Below are 13,824 nucleotides of genomic sequence, written 5' to 3'. Positions count from 1 at the left end.
ACCTCACGAAGTATTATATAATATCATCTATCAAATCACCATCATCGTCATGATCATCTAAAAATGCTTCAAAAATACTTTGATCGTCCATAAAGTCGTAGTTAATAGAAACAAAGAACAAGCCTAAAGCACCTAATGTATTATGCATAAAATTAGCTTGTTTTAGTTTGCTTTGCAATTCTTCTATTTTATTTTCTAAATGAGTTATCATTTTGGTTTTTATCTCCAAATCATCATTCACTTTTTGTTGCAGGCCTTCAAAGCGTTTCAATAAATTTTGTTCCATAGAGCTCATTAAAACATTTAACGATTGCTGTTCAACAGTACCTTTAAGGTGTAAATATTGGTCTTGCTGCTGTTCTAAAAATTGAATTTTTTCTGGCTTTGGTTTAAAAACTGCTTGTATCACGGGTGTTTTAGGGCTATGCTCTGTATAATATTCTTCTATTTTTTCTCGGTAGTTTTTCGCGATTTTCAAAAATTTTTCTTCTGGATTTTCAAAATAATAGGCGCAAAGCACATTTAGGGTTTTTAAGGTTGGCTTATAAACTTTTCGTTCTAATTTATTTTTTGCTAGTTCCTCTCTAAGATCGAAAGCACGTTTTATGGTGCGGACATCAATTTCTTTTTTAGCAGGTACACCTTCTTCTGCTATTTTTTTATAGTCAATAGGATCCTCTTCAGCCAATATTTGGTCTGTAATATAAATGAATGCAGGCAGAAATTCTTCTGTGAGTTTCGTGATTGGCATGCATCAAATGTACTTAAAAATCTCTATATCATTTATATAACAAATTCTGTCATGACCTCCATGACGGTCATGACAGCACTTTCCTCTTCCTTCCTTGTTCCTTTGAAGTGTACTTAAAAAGCGCATACCGGTTAAAGCTTTAGCAAGTGCAAACTAATGTTCCAAATCGGCTTAACCAAAATTTATTAACACTTTAAAATTTATAATTATGAAAAGTTTATTAGTATGCATGGGGATTTTATTGACTTTAACAGCAACATCTTGCACAAAAACTGATTTAGCAGAAGAGAATGAAGAAATAGTAAAACCACTTGCTACAGAAGGAGATGACGAAGAAGTTAAATCGCCGCCTAAAGATGATTGATGTAGTTTTTTACTACTTAATTTGTAATCTTAAAACCATACAATTTGTATGGTTTTTTTTATTAGTTTTACAAAGTTGTTTTTAATTGCCTCATTATAAGCTATGTAACTAAAATGTTAAACCGCACTAGAATTCAAACTCTTTTTTTAAGTACTGTACTAGTATTGCTTATAAATGCTTGTGCAAAAAATGATATTTCTAAACCAAAAAGTAAACCTTATTTATTTTTAGAATTAAGCAAAAACAAATCAGGAACGTTAAAGGAAAAGATAGCTTATGTTGATAGTGCGTTTAACAGCTCGAAAAAATTGCCGTTAGATTCTTTAGCCCTAGCCATTATTTCTAGAAAGGGGATTCTACATTTAAACAAACAACAACGTGATAGTTTTTTTTACTACAATCATCTTTTGGCTAAACGGTCTCAAAAGATGGATAATAAGTACTACAAAGCCAGAGCGTCATTTAATTTAGGCTACTATTATGAAGAACTAACTAGTGTGCCAGATAGTGCGTTTTTCTATTATCATCTAGCAAAAAAGTTTTTTTCAAAAATAGGAGATACAGTAAAAGAGGGTATTACAATGAAACATATTGCAATGCTCCAGAAGAAAACCACTGATTTTTTTAGCGCTAAAGAAAGCTTGGTAGAAGCTTTACAGTATTTAAACAATAGTTCGGATAAGGAAAACTTGGCTTCCGTATATAATGAATTGGCAACTAATAATAGAAAATTATTAAATTTTACAGATGCTATTAAGTATTATAAAATGGCTATAGCTATTACCGATGCAAAAAGTGACATCATTAGCTATCAAAATAATTTAGCAACTGTTTATAAAGAACAAGGGAACTATAATGGTGCTACCAATTTATTACGAGAATTGTTATCAGATTCTTTGTTAAAAAAAGGCTCAACCCGCTATGCTAGAGTCTTGCATAATTTTGCCTATGCGCAATGGCTTCGGGATAAAAAAGAGGTGCTTCCTATGTTTTTAGAGGCGCTTAATATTCGTAAGATAAAAAATGACAAACGTGGGCAACTACACAGTTATACGAATCTGGGAGAATATCATGCAAAGCAAAACCCAATAAAAGCGAGTCGATATTTGGATACAGTGATTCAATTGGCTAAAAAAATAAAAAACCCTAGAGCAGAAACCGATGCCTTGCAACTCTTAATGCAGTTACACCCTAAAAATATAATCTTTAAAGACCGTTACATTTTTTTGAAGGACAGCCTTTACAAGCAGGAGCTTAAAGTAAAAACGCAGTTTGCAAAAATGCGTTATGACGATCAGCAAGAAAAGGAGCAAATATTGCAGTTACAAAGAGAGAAAGCAGAAGAAAAAGCAGCACTGGCAATTCAAAAAGGACAAAAAATATTGTTTTTATCACTTAGTGGCTTCTTATTAATTGGAGGCGTGTCGTTATATTATGCTTTACGGCAACGTTATAAAAAAGAGAAACTAAAAGAAGTCTATAATACCGAGAAACTGATTAGTAAGCGCTTGCATGATGAACTTTCAAACGATATTTATAGCCTAATGGCTATTATCGAGCAAAACCCCAGTACAGATAGTCCATATCTTTTAGATAGTTTAGAAAAAATATATGGGCAAACCCGTACCATTTCTCACGATCACAGGGAAATTGCTGTAGGAGAGTCATTTGCTACAGAACTAAAAGATACTTTAAGTGCTTTTTACAATAAAGAAACCACAGTAGTGGTTAAAGGTTTGGAAACTATAGCTTGGGAAAAAGTACCAGACTATAAATGTATAGCCATTCATAGAAGTCTTAAAGAGTTTATGGTGAATATGAAAAAACATAGTGAAGCCAGTTTGGTTGCTGTAAACTTTAAGAAAGAAGGGAAACTACTGCATATTACGTATTCAGATAATGGAATAGGTATGGATGAAGCGCAAAAGTTTGGTGTAGGTCTTAACAATACGGGTTCCCGTATTGCTGGTATTAAAGGGAGGATTAAATTTGATTCAGGAAATGGTCATGGTACAAAAATTACCATTATAATCCCTTATTAATTAAAATAGTTATGTTTAAAAAAATTCTCCTTGTAGAAGATATTGATACCATTAGTGATGGTATTGCCTCAAAAATAAAGCAAGGGGTAGGGATTACAAATATAACTATAGCTCAATATTGTGATAATGCTTATATAAAGTTTGTAAAAGCAGAGATAGACCAGGAACCTTTTGATCTTTTAATTACAGACCTCTCCTTTAAAAAAGATTATAGAGAAAGTAGTATATCTTCCGGGGAACAATTAATTAAAAAATTACGCGATAAAAATTACAACATTCCTATTGTTGTATATTCCATTGAAGAGCGCCCTTCTGTAATTAAAAAACTTATGGAAAGGTATGGTGTTTCTGCTTACGTTTTTAAAGGTAGAAACAGTGCAAAAAGTATGATTGATGCACTAAAGTGTGTTAAAGAAAGTAAGCGTTTTATTTCGGAAGAATTAACAGCAACTTTAAGAAAAAAAGAAATTTTCACTTTAAAAGAGTTTGATGCCATCTTACTACATCAATTATCTAAAGGAAGCACTCAGGAAGAAATTTCTATTATTTTAAAAGAAAAAAGCATATCTCCCAATAGTTTAAGTTCTATAGAAAAAAGACTAAACAGATTAAAAGAAGAACTTAAAGCGAAAACTACAATACAATTAATTGCAAATGCGAAAGACTTGGGTTTAATATAATGCTTTTTTAAGTAAATTCCTGCAAATCAATTAAATAACACTTAAAAATCTTCTTTTTTTACGGTTTCCCGTAAACACTATAAAGGCTTTAGCCACTAGGTTTGTTAGTAAATTATTTTTTAATCCAAATAACACAACTAAAAATGAAGATTTATTTAAAACCCTTATGGTATGCCGTGTTTTTTTTATGTACACAATACCTCGTTGCTCAAAAAGAAGAAATCTGGAAAGAAACGACAGTTCTAGAATTTAAAGAACCTTATGAAACCATTACCATTAATTACGACGATGAAGAATTTGTCTTTAATGTTACAGGAAAAACCAAATTTTTGCTAGGAAAAAAAGAAAAAATTTCCAAAGACAGAATTTCGATAGGAAGTACCGTAGATGTTGCTATAGTTATAGAAAGCAGAAAAAGAGTGTTAACTAAGATATTACTTAATAAAGATGAATATGGAGATATAAAAAAGTTTGAAGGCGTTATAGAATCTTATAAAGGTGATACAGCTATTATAGATGGGAGAAGAGTAGCATTAACTGATAAAACTACTATTAAATGCAACGGAGGATCTGATTGTGCCTGTAGCAAAGGAAGAAGTTTTTTAGGTTTTGACGAGCTACAGTTAGGAAGTTTTTTAACCGTTTATGTAGAGCGAAATGATAATGGTGTTTATATGGCATCTAAAATAGAGGTTTGTAAAAATACTTATGGTAAAGTAGATCAGGAATTTATGCTAAGCTTATCCAAGGATTTTGATGCCACAAACCTGAATCAATTTAAAAGTATACCAAATAATGTGTTTAAAGCGGCTAACGGATTGCATAATGGCACTATAAAATTAGGGAATTTAGAGTTTAAATTATTAGATGATATCCGGGTTCAAGGTTATATTAATATGATAGGGAATAATGTATTACCTGCTTATGCTAAAGAAGAAAGTTTTGCCGAAAAACATGGAGTTATTTTTAGGTTTTATGTTATTGAAAATGGTGTGCCTAATGCTTTTGCAATGCCAAACGGGATGATATTTATAAATACAGGTTTGTTAAAACTTATGGAAAATGAAGCCCAAATAGCGGCAGTATTAGGACATGAAATAGCTCATGTTACTTACGAACACGGCATAAAAAAGTATAAAACCACCAGGTTTACCAATAGTAATATTGGTAAAAAGACTTCTAAATGGTTAAAACAAACTGTAAAAAAGAAAATGAATGTTGGGGAAGGTACCCTGGCAGGAAAGGCTTTAAATACAGCTTTAGAGTATACTACACCAGACACGGTTATGAGCTTATTTAATAAAAAAAATGAAACACAATCGGATCGAGCAGGTATGTTTTATATGTCTGAAGCAGGTTATGACCCAAGAGAAGCTGCGAATTTTTGGAAAATTATGATGGAAAATACTGGTAACCAAAAGTTTATGAATAATATTTTTAATTCTACATTAAGTATGGTAAATAATCTTGAAACAGATTTGGAGAAGACAGATTATGGTGCTTTAGGAGAGGATGGTATTGATAAATTAGTAAAGGGGCTTTTAGAAACGATATACACATCACACCCGCTTGCTGTGAAAAGGCTTGGAGATATTAACCATTTATTAAGTACAACATATAAAGATACAGATTTTACTCAGCTAGACGTTGGTAAAGAGTCTTTTGATAAGCATATGAAGAAACTAAATGAATAGGGCTATGAAAAAGTTTATAGCACTATATCTTTTATGTATTATGATTTTTTCTTTTGTAAAGCATATTCCTGAAAAAGAATACTATAATATCACAACCTTATCTAGCCCAAAGGATATTGTTAATGATTCTATTGTAAACAAATCATCTACTATTTTTCTTATTGATAAGTCCGGTAGTATGAATTTAAAAGGGAAAAGTGGTAAACCCAAATGGGAAGAAGCAAAAGAAGCGGTATTAAAAGCAACATCTTCTATTTTAAAAGGAGATAACGAAAACCAACAAGTAGCTTTTCTAACCTTTTCGGGGGGTTGTGTAGAAGATCCAACGAAGCTACAAACCTTAAAGTTTAGCAGTGATTATAAAATAATACAGCAACAGCTAAATGCATTGGGTAAACCCGGAGGTGGCACCCCTTTGCATGAAGCTGTGATTGCTGCTAAAAAAAGATTACAACATTATAGTGCTAATTATGGAGATGGTAATGCATCTAAATTAATTGTTTTAAGTGATGGCGTTGCTACTTGTGGTCAAATAAGACCTAAAGATGTATATGGAACAGGAACAACAATAACTACCATTAGTGGAACTACCTCTAATACTAATAGTAATACTAGCAATAATCAGAATAAAAGTTATCCAAATACAAACACAACAAATAGTAACAATAATACTGCAGGTAACAGTTTAAATAGCTTTTCACAAAAAACAAATTCATTTGTAGGAAATACGATTCCTGTAAAATATTTTACAATAGGCTTCGATATAAAGCCAGGCTCGCCGGCAGAACGGGATTTACAATACCTTGCTGGGCAATCTGGAGGAAAGTATTTAAATACACAGAATGAGTTTGAATTGACTAGGGCTTTTACCAAATTTTTTAAAGTATATTACCCAAAGCCCAATAGTAGTCTTCCAAATTTAACTTTTGAAAAAGAGCACTTATTTTTAACGGCAGTAGAAGCAATTGAAGAAGAAGTATATAGAAAAGCTCAGCAATTGTTTGAAGATTTTTGTACAGAAAATCCAAAAGATTACAATGCACTATTTAATTTGGCATTAATGTATGAGGCTAACGATTTTCATTTACAAGCTATTGAAAAATTTGAACAGTATTTAAGTCTAAAACCAGATGCCGAAGATAAAGATTGGGTGTTGGAACAGATTCAGTTATTGCAAAATGATATGCTTAATTTTTTTGATTATACTAGAAAGCTTTTAAAAACAGATTTAAAATATTTGGAGCTATACTTTAAAAAAATCCAAAATGGCGAAAGTCTTGCTTTGGCATATGAGTTCATGGGGTTTATTCAAGAGAAAGAGTTTTATTATAATGATTTGCCCTCTAAATTAGGGTTAGAAAGTAATCGTAAACAGAGAATTTGCAATACCATACAATCAGACCTTAATAAATGTACTAAGTACATTAAAAAAGATCCTAATAGTTGGGATAAAAATGCAACGCCTCATCTTTCATTAATATTCTATAATCTGGAAACATTAATAGATACCTTATAACTTTAAAATAGTTACAATAGAAGAAAAAAATACAATTATTAAAGTAGCAATTTATGGCTTAATTATGATTGTATTTTTTTCACTAAAAACAGCAAATAGGAAAGTATTAATTCTCATGGTGCTACTAATTAGTCACAATAAAAATGCACCAACTAATCAATAGTTGATGCATTCTATATGAACACTCACTTATTTTCCAGAGAAAATTTCTTTTAATTGTGTTACGATACCTCCATTACCAGAGACTGTGATCTCGCCAATTTTATCAGCGATTTTTTCAACGTATTCCATTTCTTTTAGCTTGAACAGTATGTTGTTTTCTTCCATTAACTTTGCCGTATTTAGCAAGCTACGAGTAGAAGCCGTTTCTTCACGTTTGGTAATCTATTTTGTCATTCAGAGCGAAGCGAAGAATCTCATATATGCTACTAGATTCTTCAGTCGTGCCTCCCTGTCTGCCGACAGACAGGCTTCTGAATACACTTTTTAGTTCTCTTTTTTCAATGAACTTTTCATTTTGTGGGGAGAACTGGAAACAATTCGAACTTGCCAATATGACAATTTTTATAAAGAAGCTACATAGAGAAAAAGAAAACCCACCCTATTTCAGAGGTGGGTTTTAATAATAAAGTTTAACAAAAATATAATTCAATTTGAAGTTGGTTTTTCTTCATCATCAAAGAACTCATCATAATTATCAAAAACAACTGTCATGAACCGAAGGAACTTTACTTCTTTCTCATGAGCTTCTTCCTGAGTAAGTTTGATTCCATAGTGTTGATGATAGAGAAACTGAAATTCTCTGACTTGTTGTTCATCAAGCCGTCTAAGTATGATAAGTGGCATATCCCATCTAAGTGGATAAATTTTATTGAATTTAAAACCATAACAGTAAAAGGTACATTAGATTGAGGCTTTACATGCGATAAATCAATTACATATAAATTTTATTGATAAAAAAATGTATATTTATCATTCCTTATTTAATTTCTTCCTTAATATTTTTACATAATATGTGATTTATGACAATCATAGTAAATAATCTTATGAGAAAAATAAGTTTTAATCCCTTAAAATAGAAAAGCTATAGATTGTAACTTTTATGAATATTTTTCGTCTAATAGTAACAATTTAATTTTGGCATGAAGCTTGAATTAAGAATAATGAGCATGAGTGTTTTTTTAGTTTTTTGAATATTAAGTACACATTTTCCATGAAATTCCTTGAGAGTTATAGATAAAGTGTGTTAAAAAGTTCAATAAATTCACTTTTAAGTGATTTTATTTTGTAATTAACTTAAAAGTGAATATGTTTGTAGAAGTATTCTCTGAAGAAGGAAGCAAGGTAACTTTCTATACAATACGTAAAGAAGGGGCTGAATTTTCAGAAACTGAAATTTTTTTTAGAAAGGTATATGAAAGTGACTACAAGGAAGATGTCCAAAAACTCGCTCATTTACTTTCAAATCAAATAGCAAACAAGTATGGAGCGCATGAAAAGTACTTTAACAGACACGAGAGGCTTGCTACAGCATTGCCTCCTAAGAAGTATAATCCATTTAAAAAGGAAAAAGCGATTAGCTTTGCCCATTCTCCCTTAAGACTATATACTCTCAAAGTCTCAGAATCAGTAGTAGTGTTATTCAACGGCGGTTTGAAGTTCACAAAAGGTTCAGCACAAGAGGACTCTAATGTCAGCATTCATTTTCATGAAGCTAATGAATGTTCAAGAAAGATTTTGGAAGCGATAAAAGAGGGTATGATTTGCCTAAGTCATAAAACTATGGTAGACTTCCAAGGAAACAAAACAATAATAATTTAAAGAAATTATGAACAAGTTTTTCAAGAAAATCATTGACGAAACTCCAAGAGATGTACAAATTTTTGTAGATAAGTATGAAGAAATTACCATGCGAATCCATCAATTACTAAAGTTAAAAGGGCTAACTCAAAAAGATTTAGCTGAACTTTTAGGAAAGAGACCATCGGAAATAAGTAAATGGTTAAACGATGGTCATAACTTAACATTAAAAACAATATCAAAAATAGAGGCTGTTTTAGATGAGAATATCATAAATATTCCTCAAAAACAGTCTTTTAATTTATTTGAAGAAGATCCTATTCTTCAAGGGAATAAAAGTTTTACTGTATTTAGAAATATTCAAAATAAAGAAGAAGAAATAGCATTTAAAGAGTTTTCTTCTAGACCACTACTTGCAAAAATAGCATAAAACTATCGAGATGAGTAAGAAATTTGATCCTACGAAACTTAAGATTATTGAGTTTAAGATAGTTAAAGGAGAAATAGAAGCACCTTATGAGTTTGATAGTACGGTAATAGATAATTACGAGACAAATATGTCTTTTAATTCTTCATTCAATATTGAAAAAAGTATAGTCAAGGCAAACATGGGTTTCTCAATTGAAACGGCAAGTAGTTCAAATCAAAAGGAGGCAACTGCAAAATTTGATTTTGTCTATCTTTTTAAGGTAGATAATCTTGAGGAGATTATTGGAGAAGAGAATGATGACGATATGATTTATATTAAAAATTTATTGACGGCTATTGCGGCCATCTCATTTTCAACATCTAGAGGAGTATTATTAACTAGACTTCAGGGAACTAGTATGAAAGATTACATTTTGTCAGTTATAGACCCAGGTAATCTTTTAGATGAATGGGCTGAATCAATAGAATTAAGCGAATAATAAAATATTTATAATTATATAAAAGCAATAGGTTTTCTAACTATTGCTTTTTTTAATTAAGCACTTTTTATATGGTTGATTTCAAACAAACATATCTAGCTGAAGTCAAAACTATCTTCCACACTTAAAATAAAAAATAAAGTCAATTTCTGACACAAGAACTTTCTAAATTATCTATTTATAAAGACTTTTACAATTTTGGAATTAAAGCAATTAAAAGATTAAGTACTGAAGTAATAAAATAAGAAGAACATCTTATTCCTTTAAAGAAACGTAAAACGGAATTAAGTAAATACTTAGATACCTTAACTCAAATGCGTGCAGATGGAGAAATAACACAAGAGCAGTTAAAAAACATAAAATTGACTTAGCAGTTAGAAATTGATGCCTTATCATTCAAGACATTATCTATCGAAGAACATTCGAAAAATTGAAAAAAGCATACCAAGGAGAAGTTTTATTTTTTACTTCAATCTCAAAATATTATTAGACTTGTTGTTTATTCCAAATAGAAAGGCTAAAATTCAGGGTTTGTTTATCCTTATTTTTATAATAAAAGAAATAATAGATAATTCATGGACAATTAACTTGGTTAGATACTATTTTATTTAATCGTTTTGCTCTAGCAATTAAATCTTCTTTTTTCGATAACTCATACCCCCAATAATTCTCCAAACCCTGATTCAATGATTCCTCTATAATATTGGAAAATATGCATTTATCACTAGGGTCTCCTAGTATTAGTATTTTGTAACTTAAACAATCAGCTTCTTCCTCGTCAAATACATTGAGTTTATGAGCAAGTTCATGTCCGAAAATAAATTTTAAAGCGCTATAATAATCGTCGTCAAACGAACCTTCTAAAAATTCGGCATATCTTTTTTTAATTGAATCAATTTCTTGATTTTTAACTATATACCGAAACATATCATTTCTGTAGAGTGGGTCATTATATTTTGTTTCAATATCTTCTAAGTCAGAATAATATCTGTATATCACATCATTGAAGCTCTCCATAATAAACAAAAACGTTGCCTTTATAAGATTACTTGAAATCTCAACATTACCCGAGCCGAAATTGTAATGTATAAACAAGAGTTTACCTAAATTATTGGGAGTGTTTGGTTTAACATAAGAATTATTAATAATTAATAATTTAGTATCATCAGTATTTTTTAAATAACCTTTTTCAACAAATTGTTTTTTTACTTTACTGAATATTTGCTGAGTTAAATTTTCCAAACCTGTAGGTAAATTTGAATATCTCGGATTTTTGGAAAACAAGAGGCTTTTTATTTTTCTGGAAGAATAGCCTTGCATTGCTTTGTGAATATCAAATACAATTCTTTCTCTACAAGCAACTAATAAGTTAATGTCTCTAATATTGCTGCATTCACGATTTACGTCGAAAGACCAAATATTTTTTACAGAAACCTCAATAACCTGTTCTTCATTGAAATCAATACTAGTCACTCTTTGACAACAATAATCTTTGTCATAAATCTCATCGATTAAAACCTCTTTTAAAGTTCTGTTATCAACTATTTCATCTTCTTGGAAGGTTTTATTCTCAGAGTCTTCCCACTCCCAATATTTATCATCATCTGTTAATAACCAAAGTTCATTATTTACATCATAGTCATTTCTCCAAAACGGATTTGTTGGATAATCATTATGATCGTTATATGTTCTGAACTCTATTTTACGATATGGTTTGGAAATAAAACTTTCGTACCATTTAATTAAGGGAATTTCAATATTTTGAAAATTATGTTCATTCGATATATGGCTTTTAGAAATAAAATAATGCAAATTATTGTTTCCATCAAGGTTGATGGTATTCAAAAATGGATATAGAATTAAACAATATTTTAAGAGGTTTTTCAACTTCTATTTTTGTCAATTGTAAATTCCATTCCACCAATTCCTCCAGTGATTTTTAGAAATACTTTATTATACCTAACATGATAGGGAGTATCTTTGCTATAATCTACCTGATAATCGGAGTTCTTATCCCATTTTATATCCGCTTTAGCGGATGCAATCTCTTTTTCTATTTTTACATCAAAACTATTTTCACTAATCATTTTCTTGTCAAAACCAAAAGACATTTTTTTTGCTCTTTTGATTTCTACGAGTAAAATAATATCGTTATTTTCTAAGTCCAAATTAATATTTTGAGATGCCGTTGTTATATCCTTATTTATCTTTGACAAAGCTTCATTAAAACCAAGAATACCGTTTTTAAAAGTTAAAGATGATGTTTCTTCTTCTTTATAATTAAATTTAATTAATTTTTGATTGTCGATATCACCAAGAAAAGAAAGGTCTTTTATTCCAAGAAAACTGAGGTTAAGTCCCAAATTTGAGTTAACATTATTTTTAAACGTGACTCCAATAGTAGGACTTTCTTGAATATCGACATCTTTAAGTGTTGCTAATTTTATCATTTTCCCTGTTTTTTTGTTTCTAGAAACTACATCTCCTGGAAAATAAATTAAATTAGGTTGTTCAAAGGCATCTTCATTATCTGAAAATTGTATGTATGGTTTTAAATATTTTTCCTTTCTCTTTTCATCACATTTTCCAGCAACTAAAAGGATAAAAGCACTTAACAGCAATAGAATTCTTTTCATTGTAAAAAAATAATTTAAATTAAACAGATGTAAAGTTATAAAATATAGTCCATTACTTATTTTTAATGTAAGATTTTTATTAACAATCAATACTGATAACCTCAATTTTAGTCTTTCTTTTTTCACCTCTAGAACAACTAGCAGTAATTGGCTTTTCTATTTTAATCTGTTTCCAATTATTCCTTTTTGCATATTCTGTTAATAAATCGGAATCGTATGTAGTAAGCATGAATTTACTTTTTATTGTATTTAAAACATCTAGAAGTTTGATATAATCTTCTTCGGTATACCCTTTGTAGCATCCTTGGTCAGCACCAACGTATGGCGGGTCTATGAAGAAAAACATATCTTCGTGTGAATCAAATTTCTTAATAATTTCAAGTGCATCCCTATTTTCAATAAGAGTATTCTCCATTCGTTTTGAAATGTCTTGAATAAAGCGAGTTTTCTTGTTGTGGAATGTCTTGACTTTTCGTGCTTTTACATCATACGACCATGAAGACATTGAGCCAGAGAACGATTGTGCTATAACAAGCCAATGCGCCCATGCTCTTTGCACGTTGGAATAATCAACGGGATTTTTCAGTATTAACTCCGCTCGTTTATAGGTTCCTCTACTATAGAGAGTTGCATCCACAAGATTTTTTAATTTTTGAAAATCATTTTTTAGAACCGAATAGAAGTTAATAAGTGAATCGTTTACATCGTTAATAACTTCTGTTTCATAATGTCTATCAGCTAAAGCGTAGTAAACGGAACCGCCACCGAAAAATGGCTCACAATAACCTTTAGTTTCTGGAATAAGTGGTAATATTTTATTTAATAAAGAGGTTTTACCCCCATATAATATGATTGGAGATTTCATGTAATATTTAGAATCAAAGCGAATAAGGAGAGAAAAAAGAAATCCCACTATCTGTATAATGGGAAATAAAAGATTAATTAGAGAATCATATCATCAGAAAACGAGTAATAATGTTCACTCGTAATAATAATGTGGTCTAAAAGTTTTATAGAAAATAATTCAGCAGCTTGTTTAATTTTTTGAGTAATACTTTTATCTTGCCTAGATGCAACAAGTTTTCCACTTGGGTGATTATGGCAGATAACAATAGATGTTGCGTTTGTCTTTATAGCTAATTGGAATATCTCAATAGTGTTTACTATAACTCCCTTTGCGTCTCCCACACCAATTTCTGATAACCCCAAAATCTTATGTGAGTTATTTAATAAGATAACCCAAAAGACCTCTTTTAAGTCGACAATCTCTAAATCAATTGTTTTTCTTAGAAAAGTATCAATATCTCGTGAAGATTTGATGGTAATCATTTCATCAAATAGCTTACGTTTATATACGATACCGACCTCGTGAATCTTTGTTACATTATTTTTAATCATTTCTTTTTTCATACTATTAAATTTAAAGTTTCTTT

13 protein-coding genes and 1 pseudogene are annotated in these 13,824 nt (G+C 30.3%); 8 read left to right on the top strand and 6 right to left on the bottom strand.

The features are described 5' to 3' along the window. Positions 1 to 13: 13 nt before the first annotated feature. Positions 14 to 751: a hypothetical protein gene (locus C1H87_RS10675; RefSeq protein ID WP_102755793.1), complete on the bottom strand. Its 738-nt coding sequence runs from the start codon at positions 749 to 751 to the stop codon at positions 14 to 16. A gap of 229 nt (positions 752 to 980) precedes the next feature. On the opposite strand from C1H87_RS10675, the gene C1H87_RS23655 reads away from it, so the two are divergent. The 5 genes from C1H87_RS23655 (at position 981) to C1H87_RS10655 (ending at position 7,047) form a co-directional block, all read left to right on the top strand. Further along, a complete protein-coding gene (locus C1H87_RS23655) occupies positions 981 to 1,115 on the top strand; it encodes a hypothetical protein (RefSeq protein ID WP_262497915.1) in 135 nt (44 codons plus the stop codon). 113 nt (positions 1,116 to 1,228) lie between these two features. Beyond that, the gene (locus tag C1H87_RS10670; protein ID WP_102755792.1) at positions 1,229 to 3,157 is read left to right on the top strand and encodes a tetratricopeptide repeat-containing sensor histidine kinase; all 1,929 of its coding nucleotides are present in this window, start codon (positions 1,229 to 1,231) and stop codon (positions 3,155 to 3,157) included. A gap of 11 nt (positions 3,158 to 3,168) precedes the next feature. Beyond that, positions 3,169 to 3,837: a helix-turn-helix domain-containing protein gene (locus C1H87_RS10665; protein ID WP_102755791.1), complete on the top strand. Its 669-nt coding sequence runs from the start codon at positions 3,169 to 3,171 to the stop codon at positions 3,835 to 3,837. Positions 3,838 to 3,980: 143 nt separating this feature from the next. Beyond that, positions 3,981 to 5,531, top strand: a complete 1,551-nt coding sequence (locus tag C1H87_RS10660) for a M48 family metalloprotease (protein ID WP_102755790.1) — start codon at positions 3,981 to 3,983, stop codon at positions 5,529 to 5,531. A 4-nt stretch (positions 5,532 to 5,535) separates the two neighbouring features. After that, positions 5,536 to 7,047 carry a VWA domain-containing protein gene (locus C1H87_RS10655; protein ID WP_158655189.1) on the top strand — a complete coding sequence of 504 codons (1,512 nt, stop codon included), beginning with the start codon at positions 5,536 to 5,538 and terminating at the stop codon, positions 7,045 to 7,047. A 189-nt stretch (positions 7,048 to 7,236) separates the two neighbouring features. Here C1H87_RS10655 and C1H87_RS10650 read toward each other — a convergent pair. After that, positions 7,237 to 7,431: pseudogene (locus C1H87_RS10650) on the bottom strand (slipin family protein); the annotation flags it as partial. Positions 7,432 to 8,355: 924 nt separating this feature from the next. Between C1H87_RS10650 and C1H87_RS10640 the strand changes: the two are divergent. Genes C1H87_RS10640 through C1H87_RS10630 form a run of 3 tightly spaced genes read left to right on the top strand, consistent with a single transcriptional unit; the run spans position 8,356 to position 9,755 of the window. After that, positions 8,356 to 8,868: a hypothetical protein gene (locus tag C1H87_RS10640; RefSeq protein WP_102755787.1), complete on the top strand. Its 513-nt coding sequence runs from the start codon at positions 8,356 to 8,358 to the stop codon at positions 8,866 to 8,868. 7 nt (positions 8,869 to 8,875) lie between these two features. Next, positions 8,876 to 9,277, top strand: a complete 402-nt coding sequence (locus C1H87_RS10635; protein WP_102755786.1) for a helix-turn-helix domain-containing protein — start codon at positions 8,876 to 8,878, stop codon at positions 9,275 to 9,277. A gap of 10 nt (positions 9,278 to 9,287) precedes the next feature. Further along, a complete protein-coding gene (locus C1H87_RS10630; RefSeq protein ID WP_102755785.1) occupies positions 9,288 to 9,755 on the top strand; it encodes a hypothetical protein in 468 nt (155 codons plus the stop codon). 573 nt (positions 9,756 to 10,328) lie between these two features. Here the strand turns inward: C1H87_RS10630 and C1H87_RS10625 are convergent. The 4 genes from C1H87_RS10625 to C1H87_RS10610 form a co-directional block, all read right to left on the bottom strand. Continuing rightward, positions 10,329 to 11,600, bottom strand: coding sequence for a hypothetical protein (locus C1H87_RS10625; protein ID WP_158655188.1), 1,272 nt, complete (start codon positions 11,598 to 11,600; stop codon positions 10,329 to 10,331). A 38-nt stretch (positions 11,601 to 11,638) separates the two neighbouring features. After that, positions 11,639 to 12,391, bottom strand: a complete 753-nt coding sequence (locus C1H87_RS10620; RefSeq protein WP_158655187.1) for a hypothetical protein — start codon at positions 12,389 to 12,391, stop codon at positions 11,639 to 11,641. 79 nt (positions 12,392 to 12,470) lie between these two features. Then, entirely contained in the window at positions 12,471 to 13,256 is a 786-nt protein-coding gene (locus tag C1H87_RS10615; RefSeq protein ID WP_102755782.1) for a DNA adenine methylase, read from the bottom strand. Between the two features lie 77 nt (positions 13,257 to 13,333). Then, complete coding sequence (locus C1H87_RS10610) at positions 13,334 to 13,801, bottom strand: JAB domain-containing protein (RefSeq protein ID WP_102755781.1); 468 nt, start codon at positions 13,799 to 13,801, stop codon at positions 13,334 to 13,336. Positions 13,802 to 13,824 lie beyond the last annotated feature (23 nt).

The sequence above is a fragment of the Flavivirga eckloniae genome, from assembly GCF_002886045.1.
Classification (GTDB): Bacteria; Bacteroidota; Bacteroidia; order Flavobacteriales; family Flavobacteriaceae; genus Flavivirga; species Flavivirga eckloniae.
This window is presented reverse-complemented; position numbering and strand designations above follow the sequence as displayed.